This is a genomic window from Sphingomonas hominis (assembly GCF_013328205.1).
Classification (GTDB): domain Bacteria; phylum Pseudomonadota; class Alphaproteobacteria; order Sphingomonadales; family Sphingomonadaceae; genus Sphingomonas; species Sphingomonas hominis.
In genome coordinates, this window is the sequence record NZ_JABULH010000004.1 from 132,364 (window position 1) to 148,841 (window position 16,478).

15 protein-coding genes are annotated in these 16,478 nt (G+C 68.1%); 10 read left to right on the plus strand and 5 right to left on the minus strand.

Annotated elements, in window-relative coordinates; genetic code table 11:
• Positions 1-45: 45 nt before the first annotated feature.
• Positions 46-1,413: a bifunctional UDP-N-acetylglucosamine diphosphorylase/glucosamine-1-phosphate N-acetyltransferase GlmU gene (glmU, locus tag HRV97_RS10730; protein WP_174194268.1), complete on the plus strand. Its 1,368-nt coding sequence runs from the start codon at positions 46-48 to the stop codon at positions 1,411-1,413.
• A 119-nt stretch (positions 1,414-1,532) separates the two neighbouring features.
• The gene (gene glmS, locus HRV97_RS10735) at positions 1,533-3,356 is read left to right on the plus strand and encodes a glutamine--fructose-6-phosphate transaminase (isomerizing) (protein ID WP_174194269.1); all 1,824 of its coding nucleotides are present in this window, start codon (positions 1,533-1,535) and stop codon (positions 3,354-3,356) included.
• A 311-nt stretch (positions 3,357-3,667) separates the two neighbouring features.
• Here glmS and HRV97_RS10740 read toward each other — a convergent pair whose 3' ends face one another.
• Positions 3,668-4,579 carry an alpha/beta fold hydrolase gene (locus HRV97_RS10740; RefSeq protein ID WP_174194270.1) on the minus strand — a complete coding sequence of 304 codons (912 nt, stop codon included), beginning with the start codon at positions 4,577-4,579 and terminating at the stop codon, positions 3,668-3,670.
• A 145-nt stretch (positions 4,580-4,724) separates the two neighbouring features.
• Between HRV97_RS10740 and HRV97_RS10745 the strand changes: the two genes are divergently transcribed.
• From HRV97_RS10745 to HRV97_RS10760, 4 genes are all read left to right on the plus strand, one after another.
• Positions 4,725-5,168, plus strand: a complete 444-nt coding sequence (locus HRV97_RS10745; RefSeq protein ID WP_174194271.1) for a MarR family winged helix-turn-helix transcriptional regulator — start codon at positions 4,725-4,727, stop codon at positions 5,166-5,168.
• A complete protein-coding gene (locus tag HRV97_RS10750; RefSeq protein ID WP_174194272.1) occupies positions 5,165-6,082 on the plus strand; it encodes an ROK family protein in 918 nt (305 codons plus the stop codon). Before HRV97_RS10745 ends, HRV97_RS10750 begins: the two co-directional genes overlap by 4 nt.
• A 61-nt stretch (positions 6,083-6,143) precedes the next feature.
• A complete protein-coding gene (locus HRV97_RS10755) occupies positions 6,144-8,027 on the plus strand; it encodes a putative bifunctional diguanylate cyclase/phosphodiesterase (RefSeq protein WP_174194273.1) in 1,884 nt (627 codons plus the stop codon).
• On the plus strand, positions 8,027-9,895 hold the full coding sequence (locus HRV97_RS10760) for a CHASE4 domain-containing protein (protein WP_174194274.1): 1,869 nt from the start codon (positions 8,027-8,029) through the stop codon (positions 9,893-9,895). Before HRV97_RS10755 ends, HRV97_RS10760 begins: the two co-directional genes overlap by 1 nt.
• A 48-nt stretch (positions 9,896-9,943) precedes the next feature.
• Here HRV97_RS10760 and HRV97_RS10765 read toward each other — a convergent pair whose 3' ends face one another.
• Together HRV97_RS10765 and HRV97_RS10770 are read right to left on the minus strand one after the other, a co-directional pair.
• The gene (locus tag HRV97_RS10765) at positions 9,944-10,654 is read right to left on the minus strand and encodes a hypothetical protein (protein WP_223176769.1); all 711 of its coding nucleotides are present in this window, start codon (positions 10,652-10,654) and stop codon (positions 9,944-9,946) included.
• Positions 10,655-10,995: 341 nt separating this feature from the next.
• On the minus strand, positions 10,996-11,304 hold the full coding sequence (locus HRV97_RS10770; protein WP_174194276.1) for a hypothetical protein: 309 nt from the start codon (positions 11,302-11,304) through the stop codon (positions 10,996-10,998).
• Positions 11,305-11,427: 123 nt separating this feature from the next.
• Between HRV97_RS10770 and HRV97_RS10775 the strand changes: the two genes are divergently transcribed.
• Positions 11,428-11,724: a hypothetical protein gene (locus HRV97_RS10775; RefSeq protein WP_174194277.1), complete on the plus strand. Its 297-nt coding sequence runs from the start codon at positions 11,428-11,430 to the stop codon at positions 11,722-11,724.
• A gap of 150 nt (positions 11,725-11,874) precedes the next feature.
• Positions 11,875-12,438, plus strand: coding sequence for a sensor histidine kinase (locus HRV97_RS10780; protein ID WP_246248682.1), 564 nt, complete (start codon positions 11,875-11,877; stop codon positions 12,436-12,438).
• 19 nt (positions 12,439-12,457) lie between these two features.
• On the opposite strand, the gene HRV97_RS10785 is transcribed toward HRV97_RS10780, so the two are convergent.
• Both HRV97_RS10785 and HRV97_RS10790 read right to left on the minus strand, forming a co-directional pair.
• Positions 12,458-12,814 (minus strand): hypothetical protein, encoded by a 357-nt coding sequence (locus HRV97_RS10785; protein ID WP_174194278.1) that lies wholly within the window; start codon positions 12,812-12,814, stop codon positions 12,458-12,460.
• Positions 12,815-13,212: 398 nt separating this feature from the next.
• Entirely contained in the window at positions 13,213-14,340 is a 1,128-nt protein-coding gene (locus HRV97_RS10790) for an SET domain-containing protein-lysine N-methyltransferase (RefSeq protein WP_174194279.1), read from the minus strand.
• Between the two features lie 123 nt (positions 14,341-14,463).
• Here HRV97_RS10790 and HRV97_RS10795 point away from each other — a divergent pair, with 123 nt between their 5' ends.
• Together HRV97_RS10795 and HRV97_RS10800 are read left to right on the plus strand one after the other, a co-directional pair.
• Complete coding sequence (locus HRV97_RS10795; protein WP_174194280.1) at positions 14,464-15,570, plus strand: GNAT family N-acetyltransferase; 1,107 nt, start codon at positions 14,464-14,466, stop codon at positions 15,568-15,570.
• Positions 15,567-16,457: a JmjC domain-containing protein gene (locus HRV97_RS10800; protein ID WP_174194281.1), complete on the plus strand. Its 891-nt coding sequence runs from the start codon at positions 15,567-15,569 to the stop codon at positions 16,455-16,457. Before HRV97_RS10795 ends, HRV97_RS10800 begins: the two co-directional genes overlap by 4 nt.
• Positions 16,458-16,478: the final 21 nt, after the last annotated feature.

The window sequence follows — 16,478 nt, forward strand, 5'->3', positions numbered from 1 at the left end:
CCCGCCCGCTGGAAATCGGCGGCGAGTGGTGGCAGGGCGCGCGCCATGAGCCAGCCGCCTCTCGCCATCGTGATCCTTGCCGCGGGCAAGGGTACGCGCATGAAGTCAAACCTGCACAAGGTGCTCCACCCCTTGGCGGGCAAGCCGATGCTAATGCACCTGATCGATACCGCACGGACGCTGGTGCCCGAGCGGACGGTGATCGTGGTAGGCGCCGGGCGCGAGCAGGTCGAGGCGGCGGTCGCGGCGCATGGCGCGGCGATCGCGCACCAGGGCGAGCAGCTCGGCACCGGACATGCGGTACAGCAGGCGGAGGCGGTGCTCACCGGCTTCGACGGCGACGTGCTGATCCTGTACGGCGACGTGCCGCTGGTTGAGGCGGCGACGATGCGGCGGATGCTCGATCGCCTGCACGCCGCGGATGCGCCGGCGGCGGTAGTGCTGGGCTTCCGGCCGGCTGACGCGGCGGCCTATGGTCGTGTCATCACGGCGCCTGGCAGTGATCTGGTCGCCAAGATGGTCGAATTTAAGGATGCGAGCCCGGCGGAGCGCGCCGAGACATTGTGCAATTCCGGATTGATGGCGGCATCGTCGCGCGACCTGTTTACGCTGCTGTCGCGCGTCAGCAACGACAATGCCGCGGGCGAATATTACCTGCCCGACATTGTCATGCTGGCGCAGCGCGACGGCCGGCAGACCGCGGTGATCGAGACCGCGGCGAGCGAGGTGGCGGGGGTCAATAGCCGCGTCGAACTCGCCGGCGTCGAAGCGGCGTGGCAGGCAGCGCGGCGGGTGCGCGCGATGGCGGATGGCGCGACGCTGATCGCACCCGAGACGGTGTGGTTCGCGCACGACACGGTGATCGGCCGCGATGTGGTGATCGAGCCAGACGTATTCTTCGGCCCCGGCGTGCAAATTGCGGACGGCGCGACAATCCGCGCCTTCAGCCACATCGAGGGCGCCGAGATCGGCGCAGGCGTCGAGGTCGGCCCCTATGCGCGTCTGCGCCCGGGCGCGGTGCTGGAGGAAGGCGCCAAGGTCGGCAATTTCGTTGAAGTCAAGAAGGCGCGGTTGGGACGGGGGGCGAAGGCCAATCACCTGACCTATCTCGGCGACGCCGACGTGGGCGCGGGCGCGAACGTCGGCGCGGGCACGATCACGTGCAATTACGACGGCTTCTTCAAATATCAAACCGTGATCGGTGAGGGGGCGTTCGTCGGCTCGAACTCTGCGCTGGTCGCGCCGGTCACGATCGGGAACGGCGCGATCGTTGCGGCGGGATCGGTGGTAACGCGCGATGTCGAGGCGGGCGCCTTGGCGCTGGTCCGGCCCGAGCAGGTTGCGAAGCCGGGATGGGCCACGCGCTTTCGCGAGAAGATGCGCGCGCGCAAGGCGGCGAAAGCGGGCAAGTGACAAGCGCTTCATGTGACGGCAACCGGTTGGTTGCACGTTTGCGCTATTGGCGGTGAGGTCGTCTTCACGGATGACGATTGAACAACGCGTCCGCGCGTTTCGAGAACGGGATTGATCGCATGTGTGGCATCGTTGGCATCGTTGGTCGGGATGAGGTCGCGGACCGGCTGCTCGATGGTCTCAAGCGGCTGGAATATCGCGGTTACGATTCGGCCGGGATCGCGACCGATCATAACGACGCGATTGAGCGTCGCCGCGCGTCGGGCAAGCTGATCAATCTGACGCGCGAACTCGCCGAGCATCCGCTGCCGGGCACGACCGGGATCGCACATACGCGCTGGGCGACACACGGCGGCCCGACCACCAACAATGCGCACCCGCACGCGACCGAGGAGGTTGCCGTGGTGCACAACGGTATCATCGAGAACTTCAAGAGCCTGCGCGACGAGCTGATCGCACGGGGACGCGTCTTCACCAGCGAGACCGATACTGAGGTTGTGGCACATCTGGTCAGCGAGCAGGTCGAGGCTGGGCTCGATCCGCAGAGCGCGGTGCGCAGCGTGCTGCCGCGGCTGCACGGCGCGTTCGCGCTCGCGATCCTGTTCCGGCGACATCCCGACCTGCTGATCGGCGCACGGCTCGGCTCGCCGCTGGTCGTCGGGCATGGCGACGGCGAGACCTACCTCGGCTCCGATGCGCTCGCGCTCGCGCCGTTGACGCAGCGGATCGCGTATCTGGAAGAGGGCGACTGGGTCGTCTGCACCGCCGACGGCGCGCAGGTGTTCGACCGCGACAACAACGTGGTCGAGCGCGCGGTGACGATCTCGGGCGTGACAGGCGAGCTTATCTCCAAGGGCAACCACCGCCATTACATGCTCAAGGAGATCTACGAGCAGCCGATCGTCGTCGCGCAGACGTTGCGTTCGTACCTGCAACGTATGGACGAGACGATCACGCTGCCGATCCCGCAGTTCGAGCTCTCGGGCATCAAGCGCGTCACGATCGTCGCGTGCGGGACGAGCTTCTACGCCGGCATGGTCGCCAAATACTGGTTCGAGCAATTCGCGCGCGTGCCGGTCGACTTGGATGTCGCGAGCGAGTTCCGTTATCGCGCGCCGGTGATGGAGGCGGGCGGGCTTGCCCTCTTCATCAGCCAGTCGGGCGAGACCGCCGACACGCTCGCCGCGCTTCGCCACGCGCGCAGCGAGGGGCAGACGATCGCGGTCGTCTGCAACGTGCCGACCAGCTCGATGGCGCGCGAGGCCGACCTGCTGCTGCCGACGCACGCGGGACCGGAGATCGGCGTTGCCTCCACAAAGGCGTTCACCTGCCAGCTCGCGGTCCTTGCCGCGCTCGCGGCCAATCTGGCACGTGCCAAGGGGCAGTTGAAGCCGGGCGAGGAGCGGCAGATCGTGCGTCACCTGGGCGAAGCACCGGCGGCGATCAACGCCGCGCTTGCCTATGACGAGGCGATCCAGGCGATGTCTGGCGTGGTCGCGGCAGCGCGTGACGTGCTCTACCTGGGGCGAGGGACCGACTATCCGCTGGCGCTGGAGGGGGCGCTCAAGCTCAAGGAAATCAGCTACATCCACGCCGAGGGTTATGCCGCGGGCGAGATGAAGCATGGGCCGATCGCATTGATCGACGACGCGGTTCCGGTCATCGTCATCGCGCCGTCGGGACCGCTGTTCGACAAGACTGTCAGCAACATGCAGGAAGTGCAGGCGCGCGGCGGCAAGGTCGTGCTGATCAGCGACTATGACGGCATCCAGGCGGCTGGCGAGGGCTGCGTCGCGACGATCACCATGCCCAAGGTGCACCCGCTGATCGCGCCGCTGGTCTATGCGGTGCCGGTGCAGTTGCTCGCCTACCATGTCGCGGTGGCCAAGGGGACTGATGTCGACCAGCCGCGCAACCTGGCCAAGAGCGTGACGGTGGAGTGAGCGGCGGAAGGTCACGCTAAGGAGAGGCCAAGACGCGGCAATTGGGAGCTGCGGCTGGTCGGAAGGTCACACTAAGGAGAGACCAAGGCGGCTGCGTGCGGCTCGTCTCTTTGGCTTTGCGAACGGGCGGCGGAGCCTTGGCGTACATGGCTCGGAGCTAGTTTGGGCAGGGGCTTGTAGGACAGCGGTAATCGAGATCGCTGGCTAGGCTTGGCAGCGTGTCTCGACGTCGTGCGTCAAGTTGCGGAGGGCACAAGATAGCGGGATCCCGGCTCAAGGCCGGGATGACGCACGTGGGAAGAGGGCCGCGATCAGGCGGCGTGGGCCATGTCGTGACCGAGGCTGGCGCCGCGGGCGTGGGCGTCGATCGCGTCGACGATCTGGGGCAGCACCTGCGGCGGGAGGGTGTGGCCCATGCCGTCGATCTCGAGCAGCCGCGCACCGGGGATCGCGCGCGCGGTTTCGCGGCCGCCGGAGACGGGGACGAGCGGGTCGTCGCTGCCGTGGATCACCAGCGTGGGGGCGGTGATGCGCACGAGACGCTTGCTGCGGTCGCCGTCGGCGATGATCGCCGCCATCTGCCGCACGAAGCCGGCGGGGTGGCGGTTGCGCAGCGTCTCGCTGCGGATGCGTTCGGCGAGGAACGCGTCCTCCATCGGGAAGCGCCCGCCGACGACGTTCGCCGCGAGCGTGCCGTGCGCGACGATCGCCTCCAGATCATCGGTGCGCGGATGGCGCAGCAGCACTGCGGTCGCGCGCATCGTCGGGCGCGAACAATCCGAACGGCCGGTGGTCGACATGATCGAGGTGAGCGACAACGTGCGTTCGGGCCAGGAAGCGGCGACCAATTGCGCGATCATGCCGCCCATTGACGCGCCGACGATGTGCGCAGCCTCGATCCCCAGCGCGTCGAGCAACCCCACTGCGTCGGCCGCCATGTCCTGCAACGTATAAGGCACCGGCGGCGTGCGGCCGAATTGCTGGATCATCGCGGTCCAGACGATGTTGGGCGTGCCCGCGTGATCGAACTTGCTCGACAGACCGACGTCGCGATTGTCGAAGCGAATGACGCGGTAGCCGCGTGCGACCAGATCGTTGACCAGCTCGATCGGCCAGCGGACGAGCTGTGCGCCCAACCCCATGATGAGCACAACCGGCGGTGCGGACGCGTCGCCGTAATCCTCATATTCGATCGTGATGTCGTTCGCGCGTATCTGGGCCACTGATATACTCCGCCGCCGCGATGCGGCACCTGTCATGAAAATGCAATGAACGGCGGCATGTTCCGGTGCTGCGCGCGTGCGTCCGTCCTTTGCGACTGCGCCGGTCCTTTGCGACGGCGAACGGGCGTGTTAGCGCGAGCGGTATATGGCCGATCGCCTGATCCTCGACGATTTCGTCCCCTTCCTGCTGTCGGTCACGTCGAACCGCGTCAGCAGCCGTATCGCTACCGCTTATGAGGCGCTGTTCGGGCTGAGCATCCCCGAATGGCGGCTGGTCACCGTGATCGCCGAAGGAACGGCCACGACGCAGGCTGAGATCGGCGAGCGCACGCGCATGGACAAGGTGACGGTCAGTCGCGCGGCGATTGCGCTGACGCAGCGCGGTCTGCTGGAGCGCAGCCCGAACAGCCAGGATCGGCGATCGCACCATTTGACGCTGAGCCAGGCAGGGCACGCATTGTACGACGAGGTCGTGCCCAAGGCGAAGGAGCTGGAAGCGCGCATCTTCTCGCGCTTCGCGGTCGGCGAGTTGGAACAGTTCACCCACATGCTGCGGCGGATCGATGCCGCCGCCAAGGAGAGCGAATGACCGACGCGCCGCCCATCGCCGCGCTGGAGCTGGGCGGCACCAAATGCGTCGCGATGCTGGCGAGCGGTCCCGACGCGATCCACGAGGAGGTGCGGGTGCCGACGACGCGCCCAGAGGAGACGCTGTCGGCGTTGGAAGCGGTGCTCGACGGGTGGCGCGGGTTCGCCGCGATCGGCATCGGCAGTTTCGGTCCGGTGTCGATCGACCGGCAGTCCGGCGATTACGGCAACATCACCTCGACCCCGAAACCGGGATGGGCGGACACCAACGTCGCGCGCCGCTTCGCCGCGCGCTACGACGTGCCGGTCGGGTTCCACACCGACGTGGTGGGGGCGGCGCTGGGCGAAGCGCGCTGGGGCGCGGGGCAGGGATTGGACGCGCTCGCCTATGTCACCGTCGGTACCGGGATCGGCGCGGGGATGATCGCACACGGCCAGCCGGTCGATGGGCTGACCCACGCCGAACTGGGTCACATCCGCGTGCCGCGGTTGAGCGGCGACGACTGGACCGGCGTGTGCCCGTTTCACGGCGCCTGCGTCGAGGGGCTCGCCTCGGGTCCGGCGATCGCCGCCCGCACCGGCATCAAGGGCGAAGATTTGGACGCGGATCACCCCGCCTGGGACAGCGTGGTCGACGCGCTCGCCCATTTGATGGCGACGTTGGTGCTGACTGGGGTGCCGCGCCGGATCGTGCTGGGTGGCGGCGTGCTGGTCGGCAATCCGCATTTGTTGCCTCAACTGCGCGCGGCGACGCGCCTGTCGCTCAACGGCTACGTCGTGCGGCCCGAACTGGAGAATATGGAGACGTTCCTGGTGCCCGCCGCGCTGGGCGCAGGCGCCGGGCCGCTGGGCGCGGTGGTGCTCGGCGCACAGGCGCTGGCGGAGCGCACCGATCGGGCCTTTACGCGCGTTTAACCACCTTCGCTTACCGTATCGCGGCGCGACCGGCACCGGTTGCGGCAACGAGGCGATACGCATGCGCATACTGATCGTAGACGACGAACCGATGATGCACGACAGCTACCGGCGCAGCTTCGCGCCGGTGGATCATGCGGAGGCGGGGTCGTTGTCGGCGATGGCGGCGGAGCTGTTCGGCGACGAGGATGGCGATGGCGGTGCGGTGCGCGCGCACGAGCCGGCCGAGACGTTCGATTGCGTCCACCACATGCAGGGGCTCGACGCGGTGGCCGAGGTCGAGCGTGCGCGCGCCGACGACACGCCGTTCGCGGTCGCGTTCATCGACATACGGATGCCGCCGGGGATCGACGGCAAGGAAACCGCGCGGCGCATCCGCGCGCTCGATCCCGACGTCAACATCGTGATCGTGACCGGCTATTCCGATTTCTCGCTGGTCGAGATCAGCAAGGTCGCCGGGCCGGCGGACAAGATCTTCTACATCGCCAAGCCGTTCGAGGTCGCCGAGATCGTGCAGACTGCCACCGCGCTTTCCCACCGCTGGGAAAGCGACCGCGCGTTGAAGGCGGCGCGCGAGCAATTGTCGCGGCAGGTCGTGCTGCTGGAGGAACAGGCGGCCGAACTCGCCGCCAACGAGGTCAAGGCGATCCACATCGCGACGCACGACGCGCTGACCGATGCGCCCAACCGGCTCGCGTTCCTGCGCGCCCTGGCGGAGCGGGCGAAGCAGCCGGGACGGTTCGCAGTGGCGATGATCGACCTCGACAAGTTCAAGCTGGTCAACGACACACTGGGGCATCTGGCGGGCGACGAGCTGATCCGCGAGATCTGCATGATCCTGCAGGACGCGGTGCCGCCGGGCGGGCTGGTCGCGCGGCTGGGCGGCGACGAGTTCGGCCTGCTGTTCGAGACGCCGGGCGAGCAGGCGGCGGAGATGGCGTGCACGCGCGTCGTTCACGCCTGCGCGGTCGAGCTGAAGGTGTTGGGCCACGCGGTGCAGACCGCGGCGTCGGCGGGTGTGGTGACCGCGGGCGAGGGCGACAATCGCGATCCGATCGACCTGATCCGCCGCGCCGACCTGGCGCTCAACGATGCCAAGCGGCAGGGGCGCGGGCTCGCGCGGCTGTTCGACGAGAGCATGGACGAGGGCGTGCGCGTGCGCCGCCGGATCGAGACCGGCCTGTCGCAGGCGATCGCGCGAGACGAGCTGGCTTTGGTCTATCAGCCGATCGTCGCGCACGGCACGTTCGAGGTGGTCGGGTTCGAGGCGCTGCTGCGCTGGCACACGACCGAATACGGGCCGATCAGCCCGGCGACGTTCATCCCGATCGCGGAAGAATCGAACCTGATCCACGAGCTTGGCGACTGGGTGCTGGAACACAGCCTGGACGTGCTGAAGACGTGGCCGGGGCAATATGTGTCGGTCAACTTCAGCCCGCGCCAGTTCCGGCGGCACAATTTCGTCGGCTATATCATCGAGCGCTGCCAGCGCGCCGGCGTGGAGCCCAGCCGGTTGCAGATCGAGATCACCGAGACCGCCATCTTCGACGACGCCGATCGCGCGGCGGAGACGCTGTACCGGTTGCGGCAGATGGGGTTCCGGATCGCGCTAGACGATTTCGGCACCGGTTATTCGTCGCTCTACAATATCCGCAAGTTCGCGCTGGATGCGTTGAAGATCGACCGCAGCTTCATCGACGGCATGTCGCGTGAGCGCGAATCGGCGGCGATCGTGCGCTCGATCGTCCACCTCGCGCAGTCGCTGAACCTGACGGTGATCGCGGAAGGCGTGGAAACCGCAGCGCAGGTCGACTTGCTGCGCGTGGCGGGGGCGAGCCACCTGCAGGGCTATCATTTCGCGCGACCGCTGGCGGAGGCGCCCGCGCGCGAGATGGCGCACGCGCGCTTCGTGCAGGTGGAGCCGGCGACGGGCACGCACGGCTGATGGCGGCGCAGGTTCGGCGCCACGTCGGGGCGCAGGTCGGCGCGCTGCGCAACCCGCGCTCGTTGGGGGCGCGGCTGGTGCTGATCCTGACCGCGGTCGGGGCGGTGGGCGCGGTGGCGATCACGCTGCTGCTCGCCGCGATCATCCTGCCGAGCTTCAACAAGCTGGAGCGGCGATCGGTCGACGCGCACGTCGAGCGGACGCACGCCGCGCTCGCCGAATATGCCAACAAGGTCGAGAGCGCGGTCAAGGATTACGGCGACTGGAACGACAGCTACGCCTACATGGCGCGGCCGTCCGCCGCGTTCGAGCGCGAGAGCTTCTCGCCGCTGGCGATGGCGAATCTGGACGTCAACGCGATGGCCTATGTCGCGGACGGTCGCCGCATCGTGATCGCGCGCTGGATCGACGAAGCGCACCGCGACCAGCCGGCGATGCGCGCGCGGCTGATGCGGATGATCGGCGAGCGCGACCTGTCGCGATTGCTCAAGGGGCGCAGTTCGGCGAGTTTCTACGCGCGGCTGGGCGGCGTGGTGGCGGCGGTCGGTGTCGCGCAGGTGCGGCGCAGCGACGGCACCGGCACGCCGCGCGGGTTCGTGCTGATGGCGCGCGAGATCACCTCGCCGCAGCTCGCCGCATTGTTGCAGCTCGACGCGCGGATCGATCTGGACCCGGCGCGCGAGGAAGCGGTGCAGCAATCGCGCGCGCGTATGTCGATCACCGTGCCGATCGACGGCGCGGGCGGGGAGCCGGTGGCGAGCGCGCGCTTCACGGTGCCGCGCGAGGTGTCGATGCTGGGCAAGCGGATGCTGTTGGTGGCGGTGGCGGGATCGGTGCTGCTGCTGCTCATCGTCCTGATGATGCTGCGGCGGATGATCGGGCGACTGGTGCTGGTGCCGTTGGCGCGGGTCGAGCGGCACATGGAGCGGGTGCGCGCGTCGGGATCGCTGGCGCTGCTGGAGGACGACGGGCGGCGCGACGAGATCGGGTCGCTGGGGTTGAGCTTTAACGCGATGCTGGCGCAGTTGAAGGACCTGCGCGAGCAGATCGAGGCGCAGAGCTTCGCGCTCGGCCGGTCGGAGAGCGCGGTGGCGGTGATGCACAACGTGCGCAACGCGCTGTCACCGATCTCGACCGTGATCAGCCACGGGATCGGCAAGCCGCCGCCGGTTGACGGGGCGATGCTGGCACGCGCGGCGGGCGAGCTGGGCAAGTCCGACATGGCCGAGGCGCGACGGGTCAAGCTGGGCGTGTTCGTGGCAGCGGGCGTGTCGGCGCTGGAGACGGCACGGGCCGAGCAGGTCGAGCAATTGCGGATCGGGCGCGACGCGCTCGCCCACGTGCTCGACATCATCGGGCAGCAGCAGGCGGCGGCGCACGAGCGGCCGCATTTGTCCGAGTGCGACATGACCGACGTGATCGCGCAGAACGCGACCATTGCGCGCTATTCGGGCACGACGCAGATCGCGTTCAGCTACCCGGCCGAGCCGCATCCGGTGCTGGCGAACCGCGTGATCCTGAGCCAGGTGGTCGGCAACCTGTTCGCCAATGCGGCGGAGGCGATCGCGGCGGCGGGGCGTGCGAGCGGGCGCATCACCGTGTCGTTCGCGCGCGTGGACGGGCGGGTCGAGGTGCGGATCAGCGACGATGGCGAGGGGTTCGAGCCGCACGTCGGCGCGGTGTTGTTCCAGCGCGGTTACTCGACCCGTGCGCACAAGTCGGGGGGCTTGGGACTCCACTGGTGCGCCAATTCGATGACCGCGATGGAAGGGGCGCTGCGGCTGGAGAGCGAGGGGCGGGGTACCGGGGCGTCGGCGGTGCTGACGCTGAAGGCGCCGGTCGGGGTGGTGCTTGACCGAGCGGCGTGACGGTTGCGCGATGCGATCGTCGCGCCAGTGGGTAGGCGAGCTATCCTATCAAGCCGTGATCGGGTGAGGTCGTCGCACGAGTTCGTAGAGCGCCGGCAAAGCGAGCGGAAAGCCCGCGAGCCAGAACGGCGCCATCAGCAGTCCCCAGTAACTGTTCTCCGGTCGTCCGATTAGCAGGAACGGCAGCAGCCAAGCGGCGAGCGCGAGCGTCACGCGGCGTGCGAAGCCGCCGCGCGTGGCAGCCCATCCGAACAGCGCGAGTGGTACGAAGACCGCGGCGATCGACGCAGGCAGCAGCAGCAAGAAGGTGGTCGCGCGCGCCATTGACAGATCGAAATGCCAGCCGCCGGCGCGCAGCCAGCCTTGCGACACCGGTGCGTCGGGCGGCAGCACGGCATGAACAGCGACTGCATGGACCGCGAGAAGACCGAGTGCCAGGGCAATGCCCCCGAACCAGACCGCTGCCTCGAACCGGCGCCGCTCGACCAGCGCGGCGAGCATCATTGCGGCGAGGTAGGCGAGCGCCAATTCACGGAATAACACGGCCAGGAAGCCGAACGCGACGCTGGCTCGCCAGTGTCGATCGCTGCGACAGCCTAGCGACAGTGCAGTCAGTAGCCCGGCCCACAGATCACTCCACAGCACCACCACGGGATTGACGAGCGGCACGACAGAGGCGGCGACAACGGCGAAGCTCGCGCTCCATAGCGGCAGCGATGTCGTGGCCGTTCGCAGTCGCCAAGCGAGGGTCGCGATCACGAAACCGGCAAGCAGCCACGCTAAACACAGTGCACCTGCGTCCCCGACCTGCGCGAAAAGCCATGTGCGCGTCGGCGGGCGCACCACGACGAACGGTTGCAGCGGATAATTACGCGCGCGCTGCTCTTGTACGACGACGCGGTAATAAGGCTCACCCGCGGCAACGCGTCGATCGATGGCCCGATATAAGGCAGCATCGCCGGCCGTTCCTGCTGCCACTTGTGAACTGATGGGGGCCGGGGCGCTGCGTAGACCTAGCATGATCAACGTGAGCGCTAGCCCGAGCAGCGCGAGCAATGCGACGCGGCGCCTTTGATTCCACGTTATTCGGGCATGTTGTGTCAGCTGCACGTGGCTAAAAGGCTACAGATGTGATCATGCCGTCGCGTCGGGCGCCGACCAGCGCGAGCGGCGCCGCAAGGCGACCACGACGGTGAGGCAGGCAGCGGCGGAGAACAGGAAACGAGCGATTGCAGCGTGCCGGGATTGACCGCAGCGTAGGTAACCGCCTCGACCAGGGTTCCGCTGCCCCAGATCAGCCAGGAGGCGCGGTTCGGCTCAACCAGGCGGCGTTGCAGCCCGGCGAGATAGATGGCGTAGCCGGTGAAGCTGGCGACGACGGCGAGGAGGAACCAGGGGTCGGGGTACATGCTCGCTGCCGGAAAGGGTTAACGCGAGCGTAACGATTGCCCGGTGCCGCGTCCAGCGGGCGCGCGTGAACCTGTTGGTGAGACTTACGTCCTATGCCGACGCGCAGATATCGAGCTAGGATCATGGCCGAACGCGCCGAAACACTGGACTGGCAGGCGGTGCCCGCGGACGCGTGGCACGCGCTCGCGCAGGCGGCGGGTACGGCCAATCCGTTCTACGCGCCGGCGGCAGTGCGGCCTGCGTCGATCTACCGGAGGCGGCGCAGCCGCGCGCTCGGCGAGCCGCTGTTGCGCGCGGGTGACGAGCCGGCGTTCCGGCGCGCGGGACTGCCGCTGTTGGCACAGCGGCCGGGGCAACATCTGCGGATGTGGGCACTCGATGCCGACCATTCGAAGACGCGGCGCTGCTGGCGGTGCTGAGCGGGCAGGGGAGCCATATTACCGCACGCGCGATTACGGTCGCTCGGTGCTGCACAGCGGCGTGTTAAGCGCCGACCACCCTGCCGAGCACGTCCGCGGCAAGGTGTTGAAGAGACCTCTCCGGTAGCGCGGGCCGATAAGGTGGAGCAGTTGCGGATCGGGCGCGACGCGCTCGCCCACGTGCTCGACATCATCGGGCAGCAGCAGGCGGCGGCGCACGAGCGACCGCATCTGTCAGAGTGCGACATGACCGATGTGATTGCGCAGAATGCGACCATTGCTCGCTATTCGGGTACGACGCAGATCGCGTTCAGCTATCCGGCCGAGCCGCACCCGGTGCTGGCGAACCGCGTGATCCTGAGCCAGGTGGTCGGCAACCTGTTCGCCAATGCGGCGGAGGCGATCGCGGCGGCGGGGCGTGCGAGCGGGCGCATCACCGTGTCGTTCGCGCGCGTGGACGGGCGGGTCGAGGTGCGGATCAGCGACGATGGCGAGGGGTTCGAGCCGCACGTCGGTGCGACGTTGTTCCAGCGCGGTTATTCAACCCGTGCGCACAAGTCGGGCGGGCTGGGGCTGCACTGGTGCGCCAATTCGATGACCGCGATGGAGGGGTCGCTGCGGCTGGAGAGCGAGGGGCGGGGTACCGGGGCGTCGGCGGTGCTGACGCTGAAGGCCGCCGGCACCGGAGCGCGGGCGCTCGACCAGGCGGCCTGAGCGCCCACTTCGTCCGTAGTTACAGCGGTGAGGCGGGGTCGGTCAGGATACCGCATCCGGCGGCGGCCTTGCCGACTTCCAGCGCGACCTTGGGGTCCTTCACCTGACGGGCGGCGCGGACGAAGTCGCTGGTGGTCAGACGACCGGGCGTGGTGTCGCCCTCGCGCGTGGCGCGGGCGGCGCGGCCGAGCTGCTGTAACTGGCCGAGCGACAGGTTCGCCTCCAGCCGGTCGCCGACGCACTGCGATTGCGCGGGCTGGAACCCGTAACCCTCTAGCGAGCCCGCGATCTTCGCCGATGGGTCGACGCAGCCGGCCAGGCCGAGCGATGCGGCGGTGATGGCGACGAACGTGCCGGCTGACAAACGGTTGAGCATTGAGTTATCCTCCCATTGGACGTCACGCTAGCAACGATCGGTTCGATCGTCGTTGTGAAGTCGCAGCGAGTAACCGCCGGCATAGGCTACGGTATCCGAGGTATTGTTGCACCTGATTGGGGTAGATTTCGTTCAGTGAGTCGTCGATGATGGGCGCGATTGTTGGGTGATGCTGCTTATTGGGGAAGTCGTAACTGGTCGTTGGTCTGTGTTGCTGTCCTAAGCGGTGTTGAAGACGTGGTGCTTGGGTGTTTTTAGACCGAGTGAACGCACTTTCTTTCGTCACCCCGGACTAGACCCAGGGTCCCGCTTTCTCGACAGGGTAGGGGAAGGCAGCGGGATCCCGGATCAAGTCCGGGATGACGGGAAGTTGGATTGGTTGAAACCGCGCTAGCCTGTCACGCGGCGACGTCGGTCCGGTCGCGTCTAAGGTATGGGGCGACGAGATCGTGGTCGAGATACCAGCGCTGTCGCTCCGGCGGGAGGGTGTCGAATGCGGCGATCGTGCCGCGACACGCGGGCGCGCCGCACGCGCAGGCCATACGCCAATCAGGATCGGCGAGCGTGGTGGAATAATCCCAGCTGATCTCCTCACCCACCGCGATGTCGCGCATCGCGACAAGCAGCGGGGCGTCGCCGGTGAAGTGCAGCCCGGCGTTGGGCGCGCAGCTGTGGTTGATCAGGTCGTCGATCGCGCCCGAGGGGCCGAGGTACGCATCGCGCGTGATCTGCACGAAGCGATCGGTACGTCCCGACAGGCGGCGCGGCAGGCGGTCGGCGGCGAGGCGACGGCCGGTAAAGGCGACGATCGGCTCGCCCGCGGCGAACGCTTGCGCGGCGAACACCGCCTTGCCGAGGTGGGTGTCCCGAACCGCGAAGGGGTTCGCGGGCGCGTAGGCGTCGAGCACGCGCAATCGGCCCTCGCGCCAGCCGAACGAGCGTAGCGGGTTGACCGTGGCGAGCCCGACCATGAACCAGACGCTGGCGTGGCAGGCGAGTTCGACCAGGATATACGCGTATTCGCCGATACCCTGTCCGCCCATCCGGGTGGCGAGGATCAGCGTGGCGAGGTCGCCGATCGACCACAATCCCCAGGCGGGCGAGCGTTCGCGCGCGCGGTCGGCCCAGACGCTGCGCCACGTCGGCCAGAAGCTGACCGGCACCACCGCGACAACCAGCATGTGCGCCCAGAACGCCTCGCGAAAGACCAGCCACAACAGGATCGCGCCGAGCGAAGAGGCCATGCAGACGCCTTCGATCGCATCGGGCGCCGACCAGCGCGAGCGGCGCCACAAGGCGATTGCGACGGTGAGGCAGGCAGCGGCGGAGAACAGGAACACGAACGATTGCAGTGTGCCGGGATTGACCGCGGCATAGGTGACCGCCTCGACCAGGGTTCCGCTGCCCCAGATTAGCCAGGAGGCGCGGTTCGGCTCGACCAGGCGGCGTTGTAGCCCGGCGAGATAGATGGCGTAGCCGGTGAAGCTGGCGACGACGGCGAGGAGGAACCAGGGGTCGGGGTACATGCTCGCTGCCGGAAAGGGTTAACGCGAGCGTAACGATTGCCCGGTGCCGCGTCCAGCGGGCGCGCGTGAACCTGTTGGTGAGACTTACGTCCTATGCCGACGCGCAGATATCGAGCTAGGATCATGGCCGAACGCGCCGAAACACTGGACTGGCAGGCGGTGCCCGCGGACGCGTGGCACGCGCTCGCGCAGGCGGCGGGTACGGCCAATCCGTTCTACGCGCCGGCGGCGGTGGCGGCGTGCGTCGATCTGCCGGAGGCGGCGCGACCGCGCGTGCTGCTGGTGTGGCAGGGTGAGACGCTGATCGGCGCGCTGCCGATCACGACGCGGCGCGCGCGCGGGCTGGCGCTGTGCGTCGAGAATTGGGATCAGCGCGTGCGTGCGCTGGGCGAGCCGCTGTTGCTCGCGGGTGCTGAGGCGGCGTTCTGGCGTGCGGGACTGCCGCTGCTGGCGCGGATGCCGGGGCAGTATCTGCGGTTGTCGGCGCTTGATGCCGACAGCGCGGGGACGCGCGCACTGCTGGCGGTGCTGGGCGAGCAGGGTCGACCGTACTATCGCACGCGGGATTACGGCCGCGCGGTGCTGCACGGCGGCGTGTCGAGCGCCGAACATGCCGCCGAGCACGTCCGCGGCAAGGTGTTGAAGGAGCATCGCCGGCTGCGCGCACGGTTGAATGATCGCGGCGCGCTGTTGTTCGAGCGATTGACGGCGGATGAGCCGGTCGAGGCGTGGATCGACGCGCTGTTCGCGCTCGAGCAGACCGGGTGGAAGGGTCGCGAGGGTGTCGCGGCGGCGGCGGACCCGGCGACCGAGCGGTGTTTCCGCAGACTTCTGCGCGCCGCGCACGCCGAGGGCACGCTCGACTTCCATCGCATGAGCGTGGGCGGCCAGGCGATCGCGATGCTCGCCAACCTGGAGCGCGGTGACGAAGCGTTCCAGCTGAAGATCGCGTATGACGAGGACTGGGGGAGCTTCTCGCCCGGCGTGCTGATCGAGATGGAATATCTCGCCTACGCGCTCGATCGCCGCGGACTCGCGCGGGTCGATAGTTGCGCGCGCGCCGGGCACCCGATGATCGACCGGATCTGGCCCGAGCGACGGCGGATCGTGTCGCTGGCGGTGCCGTTCGACAATGCTTTCTCGCGATTGCTGTGCCTCGGCAGCGATCGCTGGCGCACGCGGCGCGCCCGCGCGTCCACATCCCCGATCCCTCAAGGAACACCAGCATGACGCACTCGCTGTTTGCCGACCACGGGCTGACCGACTTTTCCGTCGCTTACCCGGCGACAGCCGCACCGGTTCGGCACCAGTTGCATGACCATCCGTTGTTCGCGCTACCGGCGCTCGCCGCGCTGGCAGAGCGTCTGCCCGCCAGCCACGTCGAGCAGAGTTTGGGAAACCTCAAGGTCGATCAGGATCCGTCGGGCGTCCGCCAGGCCGATCTGTCGCCGGGCGAGATCGTGCGCACGATCGCGACGAACGGCTGCTGGATGGTGTTGAAGAAGGTCGATGTCGATCCCGACTATGCCGCGCTGATCGACGCGTGCCTGGCCGAGATCGCGCCGGTCACCAGCCTGATGACCGGCCCGTACCGCCGGCGCGAGGCGTTCATCTTCCTGTCGGCGCCGGGGTCGGTCACGCCGTTCCACATGGACCCGGAGCACAATATCCTGCTGCAGATTGCGGGCACCAAGACGATGCGCGTCTATCCGGCGGGTGACGACGAGATCGTGCCGCAGCAGGTGCACGAGGCGTTCCACCGCGGCGGCAGCCACCGCAACATGCGCCATGATCCGAGCTTCGATGCAAAGGCACGCGACTTCGCCATGGCACCGGGCGACGCGGTCTACGTGCCGGTCAAAGCGCCGCACTGGGTGCAGAACGGCCCAACACCGTCGATCTCGTTCAGCATCACCTGGCGCTCGGGGCTGAGCGACGGCGAGGCGCGGCTGCACCGCGTCAACCAGCGGATGCGCGCGCTGGGCGTCGAGCCGGGCGTGCCGGGCGCGAACCCGAGCGTCGACGCGGCCAAGATCGCGGGGCACCGGCTGGTCAAGAGCACGGCGGCGAACGTCAAGCGCGCGCTGGGCAAGGGCGGGAACCGGACGGCTTACTGAGGAGCCGACGGGAGGAAGCGG

Excerpts from the sequence above, each read along its gene's own strand:
- glmU (WP_174194268.1), top strand. The coding sequence starts at position 46 with ATGAGCCAGCCGCCTCTCGCCATCGTGATCCTTGCCGCGGGCAAGGGT.
- glmS (WP_174194269.1), top strand. The coding sequence starts at position 1,533 with ATGTGTGGCATCGTTGGCATCGTTGGTCGGGATGAGGTCGCGGACCGG.
- HRV97_RS10745 (WP_174194271.1), top strand. The coding sequence starts at position 4,725 with ATGGCCGATCGCCTGATCCTCGACGATTTCGTCCCCTTCCTGCTGTCG.
- HRV97_RS10750 (WP_174194272.1), top strand. The coding sequence starts at position 5,165 with ATGACCGACGCGCCGCCCATCGCCGCGCTGGAGCTGGGCGGCACCAAA.
- HRV97_RS10755 (WP_174194273.1), top strand. The coding sequence starts at position 6,144 with ATGCGCATACTGATCGTAGACGACGAACCGATGATGCACGACAGCTAC.
- HRV97_RS10760 (WP_174194274.1), top strand. The coding sequence starts at position 8,027 with ATGGCGGCGCAGGTTCGGCGCCACGTCGGGGCGCAGGTCGGCGCGCTG.
- HRV97_RS10770 (WP_174194276.1), bottom strand. The coding sequence starts at position 11,304 with ATGTACCCCGACCCCTGGTTCCTCCTCGCCGTCGTCGCCAGCTTCACC.
- HRV97_RS10775 (WP_174194277.1), top strand. The coding sequence starts at position 11,428 with ATGGCCGAACGCGCCGAAACACTGGACTGGCAGGCGGTGCCCGCGGAC.
- HRV97_RS10785 (WP_174194278.1), bottom strand. The coding sequence starts at position 12,814 with ATGCTCAACCGTTTGTCAGCCGGCACGTTCGTCGCCATCACCGCCGCA.
- HRV97_RS10790 (WP_174194279.1), bottom strand. The coding sequence starts at position 14,340 with ATGTACCCCGACCCCTGGTTCCTCCTCGCCGTCGTCGCCAGCTTCACC.
- HRV97_RS10795 (WP_174194280.1), top strand. The coding sequence starts at position 14,464 with ATGGCCGAACGCGCCGAAACACTGGACTGGCAGGCGGTGCCCGCGGAC.
- HRV97_RS10800 (WP_174194281.1), top strand. The coding sequence starts at position 15,567 with ATGACGCACTCGCTGTTTGCCGACCACGGGCTGACCGACTTTTCCGTC.